Below are 17,759 nucleotides of genomic sequence, written 5' to 3'. Positions count from 1 at the left end.
TATGAAATCTGTATTGAAAATTATCATCCTAGTTGTTTTGTGCATACCCAATTTGTATGCACAAAAACAATTGGACAGTCTTCAAAATGAACTACAACAAACCACTGTTGATACGTTAAAAATAGCGTTGCTTCAGAAGATTATGGTGCAATACAGACGCAGTAGTGCCGAACAACATTTTAAGTATATTTCGCAAGGACTTACATTGTCTGAGAAACTAGCTAGACCTCAAAATCAAGGGATTTTTTTTAAAGAATTAGGGTTGTATTATAAGAATAAAGGAAACTTAGATTCTGCGCTCTTTTATTATGAAAAATCACGCACGCTTTTTTTATCAATTCAAGATTCTATCAATTTTCATGGTGTTTCTTATAGTATGGGAAACCTGAAAAAAGCGCAAGGTAGTTATGAAAACGCCATACAGTTTTTTGTAGATGGAATTGCTTTTTATGAAAAGCGAAAATCTCCAAGAATGCAGTTAAATGCTATTGTTGGAAAAATAAATTTGGGCGCATTATACACGTCTATTAAAGAATATGAGAAAGGAATTACTATTTACAGACAGGTTTTAAACGATTCGTTATCATATAAAAATAAAAGTATTGTAAATGCGGCTTATACCAACTTGTCTGCTTCTTACACGAAAATTAAAAAACTAGATTCTGCACTTTTTTATGCTGAAAAATCAGAGAAGTTTCTAAAAGGGTCGAACAGAAAAAGTAGTTTGGCAAATACCTATATTAATATTGGTGCTTTGCACGAACAAAACAACGATTTTACCAAAGCAAAAGCATATTTCACAAAAGCATTGCAATTATTTGAAGCATTAAAAAAACCATCAGGTATTATTAAAAGTCATAATAATATCGGAAATGTTTTTACCAAACTAGGAAATTTTACACAAGCAGAATATCATTTATTGAAAGCGAATGCGTTGCTTCAATCTACAAAAAATAGCTATTCGTTAGAACATAATTATAGCATGCTTTCTGAACTTTATGTACAATCGAATCGGTTTGAAAAAGCGTTTGAAGTTTCTAAAAAATTACACCGTTTAAAAGACAGTATTCTTGGATTGGAACAACAGAAAGCAGTTTCTGAAATCGAAGTAAAGTATGAAGTTGAAAAAAACGAATTGCGCACTAAAAATGCACTAAAAGAAAAAGAAATTGCGCAGATTAATGCTGCAACAAACAAAAACTATCTTTTTTATGGAATTACGATTGCAGGTTTAATTCTGGTTTCTTTAAGTTTATATATTATCTTCTTTAAAGCGAAAAAGAAACAACAGATTATTGCCTTAGAATTGCATCAAGCAAACAAAAAGTTGGAGTTAGAAAAGTTGTATCGCAATAGTGAATTAAAAGCGTTAAAAGCACAAATGAATCCTCATTTTATGTTTAATGCTATGAATTCTATTCAATCATTAATTTTAAAAGGAGATCGAGATGAAGCGTATTCATATCTCACAAAATTTGCTGCACTTATTCGAGAAAACTTAAATATGAGCGAAAAGAATTTTGTGTATTTTGATCAAGAATTGCAATTGCTTGACACTTATTTACAACTGGAAGAGCTTCGGTTTAGTGCAGATTTTACGTATGAGATTTTGGGCGCAGAAAACATTGAAGATATTAAAATTCCGGCTATGATTATTCAGCCATTTGTCGAGAATGCTATTAAACACGGACTCATGCATTCAACAGGAGCAAAAAAGTTAATCATTCGTTTTGAACAAAGCACACTTTTAACGTGTATTGTAGAAGATAATGGTATTGGACGCAAAGCTTCCGAAGAACTAAAATCGAAGCACACTTCGCACAAATCTTTTGCCACAAGCGCCATTGCAAAACGATTTGAGTTGTTTAAAGAATATTATAAAATGGATTTGGGTTTTGTGTATGAAGATATTCTGAATGACACTACTGTAGAAGGCACTCGCGTTATTATAAAAATTCCGTTTCTCGATGAATAAACAAGCTACTATAATACGCGCAATTATTGTAGATGATGAGTTGAGCGCACATGAAAATTTGCGGTATTTACTACAACAATATTGTCCAACTGTACAAATTGTTGGGGAAGCATTTCATGTAGATGAAGCTGTTATTTTAATTGAAGAAACAACGCCAGAACTCGTGTTTTTAGACATAGAAATGCCCTATAAATCAGGGTTTGAATTGTTTAATTCTTTCGAAACAGTTTCTTTTCACACTATTTTTGTAACTGCATATGATCAGCATGCCATTCGAGCTTTTTCGGTTTCGGCAATTGATTATTTATTAAAACCAATCGCAATTGATTTGTTAAAAAGTGCCGTAGAAAAAGTTGCTTTAAAACAAGAAGCACAGCATTTTATGGAACGAATTAGCGTTTTTCAAGAAAACAATTCGCATCCAGCAATTCGGAAATTATCTATTCCGTATAAAAGTGATTATATCATTATCAATATTGAAGATGTTTTATACATTGAAGCGGATCGTATGTACAGTATTATTCACATTAAAAGTGATAAACCTCAAAAAACATTTTTGTACGCTAAAAAACTGAGCTATTTTGAAGAATTGCTAATTGTTAACGAAAACTTTTGCAGAACACATCGTTCTTGGATTGTAAACCTAGATTATGTTGTTTCGTATTCTAAAAAAGAACATCAACTATCTGTAGATACGAACACGCAACTTCCAGTAAGTAAGAGTTATAAAGAAATTGTAGAACGCAAACTTGGTTTCTCTTCTTAAAAAATTCATTCGGAAATAAATTTACAGCACTCGGAAACAATTTAGCACTCGTTTTATACACTTCCACTTCTTTTACCATCATAAACCTTAAACACATTTATGATGAAAACAAAATACTTTATCCTGCTTTTATTTCTCTTTGCGATACAAGCAAAAGCGCAATGGGCATTGGACAACGCAACACAATTGGAATCTGATTTACAAATTACAATTAAAGATTCTGAAACCGATATCTCTGGAAACATCTACGTTACAGGCGAATTTAGAGGAACTGTCGATTTTGATCCGAGCACTACAAATACCGTAAATAACGTGAGTTCGACTTAACTTATTCCAATATTTGGGAGCATATTAGTAATTTTGATAGATGGTTTTTTAGGTATAAAACTATATGCTATTAATCCACAGACCAAGTTTGATATAAAATTATCTACCGACCTATGTCTTGTATGCTCAATATAACATACATTTTTTAAGATGTCATTTACAGATTCAATTACAGCTCTTTTTCTTAATAGTACTTTATCCATAAAATCCATTGCTTTTTTCTTCATATTCTTTCTCACTTTTGTTATTAAATGAATTCCATCTACAAATAATTTTTCAAATAAATCTTTTCCGAGATAGCCTTTGTCTCCATAAATTTTACCAAATATTTTATCATTGAATGATTTGTTTCTAAGAGGTTTTCTATCATCCACATTCCCTGGAGTAAGCATAAACTCGACTAGTTCACCTTTATCGTTACAGACAAGATGTAATTTAAATCCATAAAACCAACCTAAGGTTCCGTAACTTTTTTGAGCTAAACCAGCAAACACTTTATGTTGCTTTTCTCTTTTATAGTGACAGGATTTCAACGTAGTAGAATCTATAAATGAAATGCCAGTACAACTACCCAAACAATGCATTTTCATAAATACTCCTAGTGGTTGAACTACTTTTTTTTGAAGTTCAACAAAACGATTGTATGAAACACAATCGGGGAACTCATTACGCATATGTTTACACACATGATTTATATAGAAGTGCTTCAGATTTCGGTAAGATTTGAAATGAAAAATAACTAAAATAGTCATTACTTCTGCATCAGACATTTTACGCTTTCTTTTGCGTATTTTCTTTTTATTTGGGTCAAGAAGACTGTTTTTGGTAACCAAATCGTTATATTCTTTACTAAAATCGTCTAAAAGACAAAATATTTCAATAATTTTATTGTCAGTAATCATAGAGAAGTTCTTATTATTAGCTTGTTATTCAGAATATTAAGTTAATGATTCCTTCTCTATTTTACAAACAATTAAAACATCTTCTTAAGTCGAACTCACGTTAAATATAACCGCAAGTGATGGAAGTGGTAATAATCTCAATCAAGCTTTTATCGCTAAATATGATAGTAATTTAAATTTACTTTGGGCAAAAGAAGTGCAAACTGTTTACAATAATTTTTCTGCTGTTACGGTTCGAAAGTTATCGGTAAATGATGCTGGAAACCTCGTGATAACTGCCTTTTCAGGAAACGTTAAATTGGTGTTTTATTACACCACAAACGGAACATTACAATGGAGTTATAACGGACGTTTTATAGCTAATGGAAACGATCTTACACTGCAAGGTGCTATTTTAGACAATACCGATTCAATTTACATGTTTGGAGAGTTGAATGCTTCATCTAGTAGCAATCTTGGATATCAAATATTGGATGCTTCTGGAAATTTGCTGACATTTTACAATGAAACAAGACCTGCAGGAAGACAACCATTTGTATGGAAGTTTGACACCAATTACAATCGGTTAGCATACACCTTTGAAAATGATGCTATTGTCATTAGAGATTTAAAAATCTATAACAATGACATCTATATTGTAGGACAAGCATTAAATTATTGGATGACCAATGTATACGGACTAGAAGTTAGACATCCTGATAATTTAAATTTTAATAGTGCGTATGGGTTTTTAATGAAAATGAATAGCTCACTTTCAGGAGTTTGGGTACGATCTATAGGTTCTGAAGAGATGGATGAAGGACTTACCAATATTTTTATTGACGCAAATGGAATTTACATTTCTGGGTTTTCAGGAAATCATTTTGCACCAACAGCATCAGGTTCTGCATTTTATATTCGTATTAGAGGACAATCTTTCGCATTAGGTGCGTTTTACAAATCGACAAAAACATTTTTAATGAAATTTGACTTATCTGGAACGATACAATGGGGACGATTAATTTATGGAAATTCTCGATATACTTCTGCATATGCAAGTAACATAGCCGTTGATCAAAACAATATTTACCTTTCAGGAAGCTATAATGACACCTTTGAATTCAACTCCACCAGCGGTAGTGATACGCGAACAACCAGCGGAGATTTAGATGGTTATTTTGTTCATTACCTGCAAGATGGAACTTACGAAAACACCTATACATTTGGCAACAGTACCACAGACAGAATGTCGTCTGTTCTTATTTCGGGTACAAATCTGTACTTTACAGGAGATTTCTCTGGAACAATTGACGCAGATGTTTCGTCCACTACACAAAACATTGTTTCGAGCAATCGGAGTTCATTCATCACTAAAAATTCACTAAACACATTGGACATAGAAGACGTATTCTTGTCAGAAAAGAGCTTATCGGTAGTGCCCAATCCAACTAAAAACAGCTTCACTATTCAAACTGAAATTCAAATCAACCATGTTGAAGTATATGATGTAAATGCTCGAAAGGTCATGGAATATGCCCATCAAAAAACGATTGATATTTCAAATTTGCCATCAGGAATGTATTATGTAACAATTAACACCGCACAAGGGAACATTCACAAAAAAATAATCAAAATTTAAAATCATAGTTTAAGGTTTATATACTATGAATTTATTGCCCTTAAGGTATTTATATTTTAAGGGTTTTTTTAAAGTATCATACTTATAGGCTATGAGTAAGAATAATGAAAACTCGTAAAAAAAAGAACTACTATTCAGAAATCGTATTGCTAATTATGTACATCGTGTTTGTAGCATTATTTTATTTTGTTACCTAAAAATGATTTTCCTCAAACCAAAACCCTTACTCCTTTCTAGTAAGGGTTTTTTATTTTTTACAACGTGCTTTTAAAGTAAAAACACTAAAAATGAAAAATCTCTCGTCTACACTTTTTTGCATTTCGTCTACACTTATACTTCGTTAAACTGCATTCAACTTTAAATGGTTTTTTATGGAGTAAAATTGTAATATAATTGCTCAAACTAAGAAAATGAAAAATTCATTAAAAGTATTATTAATCGAAGATAACATGATCGAAATCATGAAGATGAATCGTACGGTTTCGTTACTAAAAGTGAAGCATCAAATTACGGAAGCTAAAAATGCCGAAGAAGCACTTGCTATTTTAGAAACTAAAGAAAACTTGCCCGATATCATCTTGCTCGATTTAAATATGCCAAAAATTAATGGTATCGAATTTTTATCGATCTTAAAAAATGATCCCGAATTACGACATATTCCAACAATTATATTAACAACTTCTGACAATCGAAAAGATGTGTTAGAATGTTACCGAATTGGAATTTCTGGCTACATTTTAAAACCATTAAAATATGAAGACTATGTTTCTAAAATAGAAATTGCACTTTCATACTGGTCTATTAATGAATTGAAAAGTGCTTAATATTTAAAAAAACTAGTTATCTTCTCGAGCGCAGTCGAGAGATCATTAGATACGAATTGCAAAAAAAGGTCTCGACTGCGCTCGACCTGACAATATCTCATGAAAGGAATCATCTTTACAGAATTTTTAGACTTGGTAGAAGATAAATTTGGATTGGAAATGGTAGATCAAATCATTACACAATCAAAATTAGAATCAGAAGGCATATATACTGCCATTGGAACGTATCGTTTTTCAGAAATGCTACAATTACTCCAAAACTTAAGCGCCAATACCGACATTTCTATTGATGATTTATTGTTAACGTATGCAGAACACTTTTTTAGCGTTATCGAAAACAGTTATCCTGGATTATTAGCAACCTACAAAGATCCGATTGAAATGATTGCTTCTATTGAAAATCACATTCATGTAGAAGTTAGAAAAATATATCCTGACGCCGAATTGCCCACATTTGTGGTTGTAGAAAAAACAGCAAATTCATTAACAATGATCTACAAATCAAGCAGAGCAATGCATCATTTTGGTTTGGGTTTAATGAATAAAACGTTTGAACACTTTAATAGTTCGGCCGAAATTGTATTGAAAAAAATAAAAGAAGACGGAACAGAAGTAAAGTTTATCATTCATAAAAATTAATGAGCCAAGAGCAGATAGACATACTACAACGTGCGCTAAAGCGAGAAAAAGCTGCCCGAAGAGCCGCCGAAAAAATTCTGGAAGACAAATCTAGAGAGTTGTATTCGCTATCTGAAGAATTAAAAATTTCCAACGCAAAACTAGAAGATATTGTCAATGAGAAATCATCGCAGCTAGCAGGTGTTTTTGAAAATATTATTGATGCTTATATGGTAATGGATTTAGCTGGAAACGTTTTAAAAATGAACGATGCCGCGTCTGATCTTTTTGGATATGACATTGCCCATGAAGCCCTAAATGTTAACAGTTTAATATATCCGGAAGATACTGCTTACGCATTTGAATCGTTTAGCGAATTAATTGCAAAAGGTTCATTTTCCAACTATACAGCGCGTGTATATCGTAAAAATAAAGAAGTTCGTTGGGTTCAAATTAACGCTAGTTTAATTTACGATAAAAGCAAAAAACCCATTGCCGCACAAGGAATCATTAGAAACATTACTGAGCTAAAATCGTTAGAAGAGCAAAAAGAAAAAATACGCAATGCGCTAGAAAAAAGCAATAGTGAACTTTATGAATATGCGCATGTTGTTTCGCACGATTTAAAATCACCTTTGCGCAGTATTGATGCGTTGATTTCATGGATAAAAATGGACAACGAAGGAAAATTAGACGAACCTACTTTGCAAAATTTCAAACTTATTGAAGAAACTTTGGAAACGATGGAAAACCTAATTTCCAACATTTTAGCATATTCTAGTGCTGGCTCAGAAACCAACATATCACAAGAAGTAAATTTAAACGAAACGATGGAAGATTTGCATCGTTTGTTATTTATTCCTGAGCATATTTCGATCAATGTGTTGAAAAAAATGCCAACAATTAAAGGCGATCCTACAAAACTTCAACAATTATTTCAAAACCTACTCAGCAACGCTATTAAATTTAGCAACAAAGACAAAGGAATTGTAGAAATTGATGTTGTAGAAGAAGCTTCTTTCTATCAATTTTCAATAAAAGACAACGGAATTGGTATTGAAAAAAAGTTTCATGACCGCATTTTCAAAATCTTTCATTCCTTAAACAAAAGCAAAGAATCAACAGGTATTGGACTTTCTATCGTAAAAAAAATTGTTGATTTATACGAAGGAACCATTTGGCTTGAAAGTGAACTTGGAAAAGGCACAACCTTCTTCTTCACCATAAAAAAATAAACATGAAAACGGTACAACTAAGAAAAGCAGTAAATTCCGATTGGGAATATATTAGTGAACAAATTTCGCTTGAAAAACCGTTAGTTTTTGTTTTTGGAAACAGATATTTACTAGAAAATAAAGCGATACTCACAGAAGTAAAATTGCTATTCCCAAATGGAGAATTTGTATTTGGTTCAACAGCTGGAGATATAACATCTCAATATGTAGACGATGAAAGCATTACGATTACTGCTATTGAGTTTGAAAAAAGTAAGTTTGTCATTAAAACTGCAAATGTATTGGCAAACAATTCAGAAATTAATAGTTACGAAACTGGAAAAAAACTCATTGAACAATTTGATACTAAAGGCTTAAAACATGTATTTATTGTGTCGGAAGGAAGCTTCATTAACGGAAGTCAACTCACGTTAGGCATGAACTCAGGAACGGAAGATAAATTACTCATTACAGGCGCATTATGTGGTGATGCGGCACGATTTGAAAAAACAATTGCTTCCTATAATGAAGTGCCAAAAGCCGGCGAAATCATTGCAATTGGTTTATATGGTGAAACCTTGGACATAAGTTTTTCTATAAATGGCGGTTGGACACCTTTTGGACCTGAACGCATTGTGACAAAATCCAACGCAAATGTATTGTACGAATTGGACAATAAGCCTGCATTAGACTTGTATAAAAAATATTTGGGTGAAAAATCTAAAGAATTGCCTGCCGCGGCTTTATTATATCCACTAAAAGTAAAATCGACCAATGAAAAACAATCGATTGTGCGCACCATTTTAAACATCAATGAAGAAGAAAATTCTATGATTTTAGCTGGCGATATCCTCGAAAATTCACGTGTACAATTAATGATGACTAATGTTGATACTATTGTAGATGCTTCTGAACAAGCGGCTTTGCAAGCTTTAGAAAACAGAACTAAAAAACCTGAATTGGCAATTTTAGTAAGTTGTATTGGACGTAAACTAGTGTTAGATCAACGTGTTGAAGAAGAAGTTGAAGAAGTACTCGAAGTTGTTGGAAAAAATACTACTATTTGCGGACTGTACTCATATGGAGAAATTGCGCCTTTTAGAGGTGAACAAAACTGCCAATTACACAATCAAACGATGACAATTACGCTAATAAGCGAATAGATGAATCCATTATTAAAAAGACAATTACGAAAATATATAAGTCCTGAATTACAGGCAAACCCTGAAATGGAACGCTTTTTAGATGCCATAAATCGTTCATACAATACTTCCAACGAGCAATTTGCAATGTTGCAACGCGCAACGGCAATTAGTTCAGAAGAACTTTTTGAAGCAAACCAACAGCTTCGCGTAGAATCCAATTCGCAAAAAGAAGTTATTGAAAAGCTAAAAAACGTTATTGATACGCTAAATTCATATGAATTAAACGAGCATGAAAATCAAGAAAACTTAGATTTAGATTCGTTGACATTGGTTGATTTAATTGACAATCAAACCAAAGAAATTTTAAAAATAAACCAACAACGAGACAAATTAGTTACAAGTTTAGAACGTCAGAATCAAGAATTGAACGATTATGCACACTTGGTTTCTCACGATTTAAAATCGCCTTTGCAAAGTATTGATGCATTAACTACATGGTTGCAAAACGATTATAATGAACTTTTGGGCGAAAATGGAAAGGAAACCATCAAGCTGATTCGTAGTAATGTTGAAAAAATGGACACTTTAGTAAAAGGAATTTTAAAATATTCGTCTATCGGAAGTGTGAAAAAAGACTTCTACAAAGTTGACACCAATCAAATCATAAAAAAAGTAGTCGATTTCATTAAAATTCCTGAACATATTACGGTTTCCATTCCAGAAAAATTACCAACAGTAACTGGTGATCATTTTCGATTGGAAGAATTGTTTCGAAACGTACTCAAAAATGCTATAAAATTCAATGACAAACCAACAGGTAAAATTACAATTGGATATACGGACGCAGATGATTTTTGGGAGTTTTACATACAAGACAATGGAAAAGGAATTGAAGAAAAATACTTTGAAAAAATATTTGTAGCGTTTCAAAAATTGGAAAATAATTACAAATCTACAGGTATTGGACTTTCAATCGTAAAAAAAATTATCGACCTTTATGAAGGTGACATATGGATTGAATCTACGCCAACACAAGGATCAACCTTTTATTTTACTCTAAAAAAATAAAAAATGGAACAGCCAAACTTAACCTATATTGAACAACTTGCACGTGGCGATGCTGCTATAAGACAGACACTTATTGACGTTATTAAAACGGAATTTCCTGATGAAAAACAAGATTACCATGATAGTTTAGACAAAAAAGATTACAAAAAAATTGAGGAAAATGTGCACAGACTTAAGCACAAAATTAGTATTTTAGGGCTGGAACAAAGTTATGAATTGGCAAATACATACGAACACAATTTGCGTGAAAAAAAGATGGATGGTGTTGAAGAATTTGAACAAATTTTAACTACAATTACGGAGTATATAAAAACTATTTAATGTTATGAATTGTATTATTATTGATGATGAAAAATTGGCAAGAACGATTATCAAAACACTTTGTGATGAAATTGATTCTTTACATGTTTTAGAAGAATTTCCTAATGCAATGCAAGCTATTAAATATTTAAATGAAAATGAAGTTGACCTCATCTTTTTAGACATTCATATGCCCGATTTTACAGGATTTGACTTTGTAAAAACCTTAAAAAATCCGCCAAGTATTGTACTGACAACTTCCGATCCGAAATTTGCAATTGAAGCATTTCAATATGACTGTATTGTAGATTATTTATTAAAACCTGTTGCCACTGATCGTTTTAAAATGGCGATTGAAAAAGCTAAAAAACAACAATTAATTGCGACCAAAACAGAAGAAAAAAAGGCAGAAACTACGCCTGAAAATGATTTCTACATCAACATTGATCGTCGTTTAATAAAAATTGACATTCCAAGTATTTATTTGGTTGAAGCAAAAGGCGATTACATTCATATTAAAACGGAAGACAAAAACTACACAGTACATTCTACCTTAAAAAAAATAGAAGAAAAACTGCCTGATACGTTATTCTTAAAAATTCACCGTTCATACATTATCAATCTCAAAAAAATCATTGATATTGAAGACAATAGTGTATTAATCAAAAAAGACGTGATTCCGGTAAGTCGTTCTAAACGCCCTGAACTTATGAAACGACTCGATTTACTGTAAATTAGATCGCGTTGCTTTAAGACCGCTGACGCTGTTGGATTTTAGATCGCTTCGCTGTTAGAAGCTTCTTATCATTGCGAGGAAGAATGACCAAGTAATCTGTTTCAATATTAACAAATAGCTTTTATACATTGAAGTAATGGAAATACGTCAAAATAACTAACATTCCAAAAACAAAGCACGTCCAAAACTCTAACAATCTATCGCTCCAAAAAAAGTTAATCTAAAGCAAATTGCATTTCGTCTACACATAAACTGATCGCGCCGTCGATTAAGTTTTTAGCAGTTCTCAGTTGCTAGTTTTGTGATATAAATAAATAATATCATGAAGAAAATACTACTACTTTTAAGCATATTTACAGCAATTTGCAGCAACGCTCAAGACGATCCTTTCAACTGTGTCTACGATGCATATTTGTTTCAGTACAATGATGTATACTCAATAGATTTAGCTTCTGGAAACTCGTATTTAGTTGCCGAAAACATTACACCAGGAAGCATCAATGCGGCGGCATACAATCCTGCAGATGGTTTTATTTGGGGATCGTTAAATTCGCCAGCAAAAACAATTGTTCGTATTGGACAAGATTTTCAAACAACTTCTTTTTATGTAGACGAATTGCCATCTTCTAACAGATATGTTGGTGATGTAAGCGCAAACGGCGTATACCATTTAAAAGGTAGCGGAACAACCTATTATAAAATTGATATAAATCCTGATTCTGATACATATACAGAACATTTAGGAACTGAAACTTTATCGCAAAACATCAACATTCATGATTGGGCGTTTAATGCTGTCGATAATAAATTATATACCATTGAAAAAAATTCTAATCGATTATATCGAATTGACCCAACAACGAATGCTGTACAATCATTAGGAGTTGTGCCAATCTTGTCAGGACTAAGCTATACGTATGGCGCTGTATATTTTGATCTTTCAGGACGTTTTTACGTATCAGCCAATGAAACAGGAACAATTTATGTAATACAGGCGGTTCAAGATTTGAATGGTAGTAATGGAATGATTTCTAACTTATTTGCATTTGGACCTTCAAGCGCAAGTAATGATGGAGCGCGTTGTCCTACGGCGCCCGTTTTGCAAGAAATTTGTGATAACGGAATTGATGATGACGGTGATGGTTTAATAGATTGTCAAGATCCTTCATGTTCTGGTTATGGCGAATGTGATGTAATTGAACCTGAAACTTCTGGAGGAAACGAAGGCGGTTTAGAAAGTAATGGACGATTGTCAGATGCAATTAACAAACGTAATTACAACAGAGCAAAAACAAGTTTCACTTTTGATAAAAACAATGCACCACGTGTAACAAAATCACAGTTTTATGCCGAAACGAGCGAAAATGATTTCACATTACAAGATTTTATTCCGTTAGATATCATCAACGAAGACCAAGCTATAGAATCGACACCAGCAGATTTAGTTGCAATTACAAACGCAACAGAAATTTACTCGGTGGATTATATGAGAAATAATACTGCTATTGCTTCAATCATTGCTTTAAAAACAGAAAATGGTGTATATGAGCATACAAAATATATTTGTGATCGTTTGTTGGGCGCGGAATTAATTTCAGTATCAACCATTGATATCAACGGACAACAATTTATAAAATCATTAATCAGAAATACAGATAATACCGTAGAATTTGTGTTAAGCCTTTCGGCGAAAGTTGTTAATAACGAAGCAAATTTTGAAGTAGAAAGTCACTGGAATTTAGACAGGTACGAAAGTGATGTTACTTTTTACAACTTTCAAATTTGGTCAAACTCACTAGATGATTTATATCTCTTAGGAAAAGAAGTATTGAATTTAATAAACGTTCAAAAACCAATTTCAGACTATGATTTATCAACGCCACCAACCGTTTTTGTAAGAAAAGGAAAATATGAAAACGGCGCGTTAGATTTACAAATAGTAAACACAAATGCTACAGAAAACATAAGTTTTGATGCAGGTTTTAGAACGACAGAAACAGGTGATTTTGACAATACAACAGCAACATTAGACATAAGCGGAAACTATATTACCAACTTACAAGTACCAACAGGGAACTTATTTGATATCGGATTCAGAATTGGAGACGGAATTGCAACGCCTGACGATTTATTTATGTCTGATGGACCTTGGGGAATTGACGATTCGCAAGCAAGTACAACAGTATTAGATTACACAGTTTCTCCAAATGACTACTACTTTGATGCAGCTGTATTTCCAATAGAAAGAAACGTTTCTCTACATGTAACCACAAGTACATATGTTGCCGCGTACAGAGCGTTAACACCACGATTTAAAGCTGTTGATGTAACTGGTTATGAAACATTTAACTTAACAGCAAGTGGAACAGGAAACGTAGAAATCACATTCGTAAAAGCAAGCATTTCTGATTGGGAAGCGCAACACAAAACTACCATTTCATTAACAGATACAGCGCAAGAATTCAACATTCCATTAGCAAGTTTTACTTCAACAACTGGTGAAGACATCGAACTAAATGATGTGGTAACAATTGTATTCACAATGGCTTCTGAAAATGGTCAAATGGTTAGCAAAACAATGGATATATCACAAGTATTTTTCTCTACAGAAGGTACATTAAGCATCACAAATTTTGAAAATGAAATACAACACACTTCGGCAATTCCAAATCCGATGACGACACATACAAACATTCACTTTACAGCAACGCAATCCGAGAACGCACAGTTACTTGTTTTTGACCAAGTAGGTAAAATAGTTTACAAGGCAATGATTACAACTGAAAACGGTCAGAACAAAATCCCCCTAAACCGAAATAACCTGCGTTCCGGATTGTATTTCTGTAAAATAACAGGTTCTAAACAAACCTATAAAACCATAAAATTAATAGTTCAATAGAGTGAGGTAGTTTTTCATAATAATTATTTTGGTTAATTAGAAAAGGCAAAAGGAGCGATTCTTTTGTCTTTTTGTTGTTAAAAGCTAAAGTAACTTCTATAGCAACGAATGTAAATAGTCCGCAGAATTATTCAATCCATTTTTTCTTAGATTATCTAAAACTTCAAATTCATCTAAATCAGGGATTCTTCTATTTAATACCAATTTCAGAAAAGCTTCTTTAGCTTTGCCATGATTCAAGTCAATAATGTCGGCTATAAAATCATCGGCAGATTTGGCAACCAAACCAAAAGTAGCCAAATATGGTGTTGGAAAATCTTTGAGGTTGTTAGTCACAATTACATTTGCATTCGTTTTAATTACCGCCGCAAGTACATGACGATCTTTTTCATCAGGTAATGTTAAACCCGAAATCAACGATTCATAGTTATGAACTAGAGCATCTGGAAAAGCTAAATTGGCAATATTCGTTCTTCTTTTAATTTCTGATGGAATGACTTCTTTTCGTTTCATAACACTTTCCCATTCATCAAAAATATGCGCACTCCATTTAGGCGTAAACAAGTCTAAATGTGCAAACCAAAATAATAAATCTCTTATTTCTATTGGGTATATAATATTGGTGTCAAGAACTGCGGTATAACGAACACTATGAACCATACAAACCTAATTCTTCATCAGACTTCATCATATCAATAAGAAGTTGTTCTTGTTGTTGTTTCATTGCTTTCTTATAGTTCATAACATCTTCAAACTTCACTCTCCGATGTCTGCCAATTTTTGTAAATGGAATTTCACCTGTTTCAAGAAGTTTTACTATATGTGGACGTGAACAACCTAGCAATTCAGCCGCCGCTTGTGTAGTCATTTCAGTTGCTATAGGAACAACAGAAATTGGTTTTCCTTGACTTGTTGCTTTTAATATTTGCGCTAGAAGTTTAAGCGCTTTTAAAGGTATTTTAATTTTTTCGGTAGTTTCTTCTATTTCTATCTCTGGATTTTCTGAATGTAGTTCTTCCAAAGTAGCAGCTAACGCATTATAGGATTCCATTGCGGCAATCTGCTCTTTTTTTGAAGGCTTTCGTATGTCGTGTAGATATTCCATAGTAATTTGTATTGTTGTACAGTACAAATATAAACGAAATAAACGAAACGATATTATAAGAAAATACTAATTTCCTGTCTTCAAAACATTTTTCCCTCCAAACCACCACTTAACCCTTACACCAACTTCCGTAAACGTAAATCCGGCGGCAGTTGCAGAAGCAATATTACTGCGTGTTCCAAAAACATTGACCAAACAACGATCGGAGAATTTATACCCTAATTTCCCCTGAAAACGGTACGTACTTTGACGTTCCTGGTCTTCAATATATTGTAAACCTGTCGCAGCCGTGAGTTCGTAAAACCATTCGGTTGGCTTTGTAACAGCTTCATCTTTAATCAAGTTTAAGAATACTTCGCCAGCGTTGAATTTCTCTGGACTGAAATAAATACTAGGCACTTGCTTTTCAAACGTAATGTATTGGTAGTTTACGCCTACTTTTAAAGATGGTTTGCTCAAAATATTATAATACAAAGACGTAAACAATAAATGTCTAGAATTGTCATCATTCTGAGCTGTATAAAAATACTGTGTAAACCAACCCAAATTGAAATTTGTACTCACATTATAATTTGCATACAAGTTGTTTTGCACAATTTCACGATCTAATAAAGCAGCATTGAAACTCTGAATTTCACGTTTATAACCAATATCCAAGGTTTGTAGTTTGAATGGTTTTATATTCAACGACAAATCTGTCAACAACTGTGTAAAATCGTTGGTTTCAGCTTTAGCAGACGTAATTCCAACAGTTCCTTTAAACGTTACTGTTGGCAATAATTGATATTCCAAACCAGCAGAAAAATCGTTGGAAGTCGCTTTGTTATTGGTTACGGTATTATTGGTAGTTCGGTAATTGTAGTTTCCGAGTAGTTTCAAACGTGTTGAAAGTGGAAATTCTACGCTATTTTGAACCGAAAACGCTTCGTTATCACCATTATCAAATGTGTACGACGCTTTTCCTTCATAAAAAGGCGTAAACTTCATTTGCAATTGCTTGATAAAGTTTGTTGCATCTTTCTGATTATTGTAAAATTTCAGTGTATTAGCTGCGGAAGTGAATGCTTCATCATACTTTCCTAACGCTTTTAAAACATTGGCTTTTCCTAAGTTTCCATCAAACGAAGTAGAGTCATTCGCTAAAATCTGATTGTAATCTGCCAGACTCTTTTTAAAATTACTTTTATACACATTCAATGTTGCACGTAATGCCAAAACCCAGTTTTCGTTCGGTTGTTTTTTCATTAATTCATCAATCAAACCTGTTGCTTTGCTATATTTTTTATTCCAAATTAATGCCTGAATATAACGTTCTGTCGTTTGTTGCGTAACAGAAGCGCCAGTTGCATCGTTCAAACTATCAAAAGCTAATTGACTCGTTTTTAGTGCTTCTTTTTCTTTTCCTTTTAAATGTGAAACCAACGACCAACCGTTCAAAACAATCACTTTATCTTCAGTGTTTTTTGAACTTTCAAGCAATGTATCATAGGTTGCTTTTGCTTTGTCCAATTCATTCATAATTAAATATAAATTTGCCAAATTCAACAATGCGTCTTTATCATTCGCGAAAAGCGATAGACATTTTTGCAACAACTTTTCAGCTTCAGTATATTGTTGCGACTGCTGTTTTTGATACGCATATCCTAAATAGATATACTTTTTAGACGTTAGTGCGTTTGGGTTTCCAGGAGAAACGTCCAATGCTTTATTCACATACACCAATGCTTTTTCATATTCTTTTAAGTTCGACAACGTATTTGCAAAACCTAATAATGCAGGAAAACTTTTGGCGTTTTCTATCACTAATTTTTGGTAATACGCTTTCGCGAGATTAAACTCGTTGTTCCATAATAACGATTCTCCGTAATTCAACTTCACTTCAAAATCGTTTGGAAAATCTTGTACTAAGCTTGAAAATATTTTTTTCGCTTCTACCGAATTGCCATTCAGTCCAACCGCACGACCATAACACAAACGTGCTGTTTTATTATTTGGATATTCTTTTAAGACAGTTTTAAAGAAATTTTCGGCTTGCTGATACTTTCCTGTTTCCAAATATGTAAATCCTTCTTTCATATTCTGAGAGAAGCAAAAAAGAGATATAAATAGAAACGAAAAAAGTAATAAATATTTTGTGTTCATGATCTTGATTTTAGACAATTGTAAGGTAAGCATAAGCTACCGATCATTCATCGTAAGTAAATTGAATTTCACCGACAACACGCCTATTTTCATAGCATTTCAAAGATATTTGTATCAATA

At 32.8% G+C, this 17,759-nt stretch carries 16 protein-coding genes; 12 read left to right on the top strand and 4 right to left on the bottom strand.

Going from position 1 to position 17,759, the window contains the following annotated elements:
* Nucleotide 1 precedes the first annotated feature (1 nt).
* The 3 genes from ACQ654_RS14675 to ACQ654_RS14665 all read left to right on the top strand — a co-directional run bounded on the left by ACQ654_RS14675 (nucleotide 2) and on the right by ACQ654_RS14665 (nucleotide 3,068).
* Nucleotides 2–1,975, top strand: a complete 1,974-nt coding sequence (locus tag ACQ654_RS14675; RefSeq protein ID WP_430411092.1) for a tetratricopeptide repeat-containing sensor histidine kinase — start codon at nucleotides 2–4, stop codon at nucleotides 1,973–1,975.
* On the top strand, nucleotides 1,968–2,741 hold the full coding sequence (locus tag ACQ654_RS14670) for a LytR/AlgR family response regulator transcription factor (RefSeq protein WP_430411091.1): 774 nt from the start codon (nucleotides 1,968–1,970) through the stop codon (nucleotides 2,739–2,741). Before ACQ654_RS14675 ends, ACQ654_RS14670 begins: the two co-directional genes overlap by 8 nt.
* 102 nt (nucleotides 2,742–2,843) lie before the next feature.
* A complete protein-coding gene (locus tag ACQ654_RS14665) occupies nucleotides 2,844–3,068 on the top strand; it encodes a hypothetical protein (protein WP_430411090.1) in 225 nt (74 codons plus the stop codon).
* Here ACQ654_RS14665 and ACQ654_RS14660 read toward each other — a convergent pair.
* Entirely contained in the window at nucleotides 3,065–3,970 is a 906-nt protein-coding gene (locus ACQ654_RS14660) for an IS982 family transposase (protein ID WP_430409813.1), read from the bottom strand. The genes ACQ654_RS14665 and ACQ654_RS14660 overlap by 4 nt on opposite strands.
* A 196-nt stretch (nucleotides 3,971–4,166) precedes the next feature.
* Here ACQ654_RS14660 and ACQ654_RS14655 point away from each other — a divergent pair, with 196 nt between their 5' ends.
* The 9 genes from ACQ654_RS14655 to ACQ654_RS14615 all read left to right on the top strand — a co-directional run bounded on the left by ACQ654_RS14655 (nucleotide 4,167) and on the right by ACQ654_RS14615 (nucleotide 14,392).
* Nucleotides 4,167–5,588: a T9SS type A sorting domain-containing protein gene (locus ACQ654_RS14655; protein WP_430411089.1), complete on the top strand. Its 1,422-nt coding sequence runs from the start codon at nucleotides 4,167–4,169 to the stop codon at nucleotides 5,586–5,588.
* Between the two features lie 410 nt (nucleotides 5,589–5,998).
* Nucleotides 5,999–6,412, top strand: a complete 414-nt coding sequence (locus ACQ654_RS14650; protein WP_430411088.1) for a response regulator — start codon at nucleotides 5,999–6,001, stop codon at nucleotides 6,410–6,412.
* 99 nt (nucleotides 6,413–6,511) lie between these two features.
* Nucleotides 6,512–7,051, top strand: a complete 540-nt coding sequence (locus tag ACQ654_RS14645; protein WP_430411087.1) for a heme NO-binding domain-containing protein — start codon at nucleotides 6,512–6,514, stop codon at nucleotides 7,049–7,051.
* Nucleotides 7,051–8,265: a sensor histidine kinase gene (locus ACQ654_RS14640; RefSeq protein WP_430411086.1), complete on the top strand. Its 1,215-nt coding sequence runs from the start codon at nucleotides 7,051–7,053 to the stop codon at nucleotides 8,263–8,265. Before ACQ654_RS14645 ends, ACQ654_RS14640 begins: the two co-directional genes overlap by 1 nt.
* Nucleotides 8,266–8,267: 2 nt before the next feature.
* The gene (locus ACQ654_RS14635; protein WP_430411085.1) at nucleotides 8,268–9,407 is read left to right on the top strand and encodes an FIST signal transduction protein; all 1,140 of its coding nucleotides are present in this window, start codon (nucleotides 8,268–8,270) and stop codon (nucleotides 9,405–9,407) included.
* Complete coding sequence (locus tag ACQ654_RS14630; protein WP_430411084.1) at nucleotides 9,408–10,457, top strand: sensor histidine kinase; 1,050 nt, start codon at nucleotides 9,408–9,410, stop codon at nucleotides 10,455–10,457.
* 3 nt (nucleotides 10,458–10,460) lie between these two features.
* The gene (locus ACQ654_RS14625) at nucleotides 10,461–10,778 is read left to right on the top strand and encodes an Hpt domain-containing protein (protein WP_430411083.1); all 318 of its coding nucleotides are present in this window, start codon (nucleotides 10,461–10,463) and stop codon (nucleotides 10,776–10,778) included.
* 4 nt (nucleotides 10,779–10,782) lie between these two features.
* Entirely contained in the window at nucleotides 10,783–11,490 is a 708-nt protein-coding gene (locus ACQ654_RS14620) for a LytR/AlgR family response regulator transcription factor (protein ID WP_430411082.1), read from the top strand.
* Between the two features lie 325 nt (nucleotides 11,491–11,815).
* Nucleotides 11,816–14,392: a DUF6923 family protein gene (locus ACQ654_RS14615; RefSeq protein ID WP_430411081.1), complete on the top strand. Its 2,577-nt coding sequence runs from the start codon at nucleotides 11,816–11,818 to the stop codon at nucleotides 14,390–14,392.
* A gap of 96 nt (nucleotides 14,393–14,488) precedes the next feature.
* On the opposite strand, the gene ACQ654_RS14610 is transcribed toward ACQ654_RS14615, so the two are convergent.
* The 3 genes from ACQ654_RS14610 to ACQ654_RS14600 all read right to left on the bottom strand — a co-directional run bounded on the left by ACQ654_RS14610 (nucleotide 14,489) and on the right by ACQ654_RS14600 (nucleotide 17,639).
* Complete coding sequence (locus ACQ654_RS14610) at nucleotides 14,489–15,052, bottom strand: PIN domain-containing protein (protein WP_430411080.1); 564 nt, start codon at nucleotides 15,050–15,052, stop codon at nucleotides 14,489–14,491.
* Nucleotides 15,042–15,497, bottom strand: coding sequence for a helix-turn-helix domain-containing protein (locus ACQ654_RS14605; RefSeq protein ID WP_430411079.1), 456 nt, complete (start codon nucleotides 15,495–15,497; stop codon nucleotides 15,042–15,044). Before ACQ654_RS14605 ends, ACQ654_RS14610 begins: the two co-directional genes overlap by 11 nt.
* A gap of 66 nt (nucleotides 15,498–15,563) precedes the next feature.
* Nucleotides 15,564–17,639, bottom strand: a complete 2,076-nt coding sequence (locus ACQ654_RS14600) for a tetratricopeptide repeat protein (protein WP_430411078.1) — start codon at nucleotides 17,637–17,639, stop codon at nucleotides 15,564–15,566.
* Between the last annotated feature and the right edge of the window lie 120 nt (nucleotides 17,640–17,759).

Source organism: Kordia sp., assembly GCF_965283645.1.
Classification (GTDB): Bacteria; Bacteroidota; Bacteroidia; order Flavobacteriales; family Flavobacteriaceae; genus Kordia.
Note: the sequence above shows the minus strand (reverse complement) of the source record. Positions and strands in the feature narration are given on the sequence as shown.

What these genes read in the sequence shown, in the direction of transcription:
- ACQ654_RS14620 (WP_430411082.1), top strand. Translation starts at nt 10,783, where the DNA reads ATGAATTGTATTATTATTGATGATGAAAAATTGGCAAGAACGATTATC.
- ACQ654_RS14660 (WP_430409813.1), bottom strand. Translation starts at nt 3,970, where the DNA reads ATGATTACTGACAATAAAATTATTGAAATATTTTGTCTTTTAGACGAT.
- ACQ654_RS14615 (WP_430411081.1), top strand. Translation starts at nt 11,816, where the DNA reads ATGAAGAAAATACTACTACTTTTAAGCATATTTACAGCAATTTGCAGC.
- ACQ654_RS14625 (WP_430411083.1), top strand. Translation starts at nt 10,461, where the DNA reads ATGGAACAGCCAAACTTAACCTATATTGAACAACTTGCACGTGGCGAT.
- ACQ654_RS14640 (WP_430411086.1), top strand. Translation starts at nt 7,051, where the DNA reads ATGAGCCAAGAGCAGATAGACATACTACAACGTGCGCTAAAGCGAGAA.
- ACQ654_RS14645 (WP_430411087.1), top strand. Translation starts at nt 6,512, where the DNA reads ATGAAAGGAATCATCTTTACAGAATTTTTAGACTTGGTAGAAGATAAA.
- ACQ654_RS14635 (WP_430411085.1), top strand. Translation starts at nt 8,268, where the DNA reads ATGAAAACGGTACAACTAAGAAAAGCAGTAAATTCCGATTGGGAATAT.
- ACQ654_RS14670 (WP_430411091.1), top strand. Translation starts at nt 1,968, where the DNA reads ATGAATAAACAAGCTACTATAATACGCGCAATTATTGTAGATGATGAG.
- ACQ654_RS14675 (WP_430411092.1), top strand. Translation starts at nt 2, where the DNA reads ATGAAATCTGTATTGAAAATTATCATCCTAGTTGTTTTGTGCATACCC.
- ACQ654_RS14650 (WP_430411088.1), top strand. Translation starts at nt 5,999, where the DNA reads ATGAAAAATTCATTAAAAGTATTATTAATCGAAGATAACATGATCGAA.
- ACQ654_RS14610 (WP_430411080.1), bottom strand. Translation starts at nt 15,052, where the DNA reads ATGGTTCATAGTGTTCGTTATACCGCAGTTCTTGACACCAATATTATA.
- ACQ654_RS14630 (WP_430411084.1), top strand. Translation starts at nt 9,408, where the DNA reads ATGAATCCATTATTAAAAAGACAATTACGAAAATATATAAGTCCTGAA.
- ACQ654_RS14600 (WP_430411078.1), bottom strand. Translation starts at nt 17,639, where the DNA reads ATGAACACAAAATATTTATTACTTTTTTCGTTTCTATTTATATCTCTT.
- ACQ654_RS14665 (WP_430411090.1), top strand. Translation starts at nt 2,844, where the DNA reads ATGAAAACAAAATACTTTATCCTGCTTTTATTTCTCTTTGCGATACAA.
- ACQ654_RS14605 (WP_430411079.1), bottom strand. Translation starts at nt 15,497, where the DNA reads ATGGAATATCTACACGACATACGAAAGCCTTCAAAAAAAGAGCAGATT.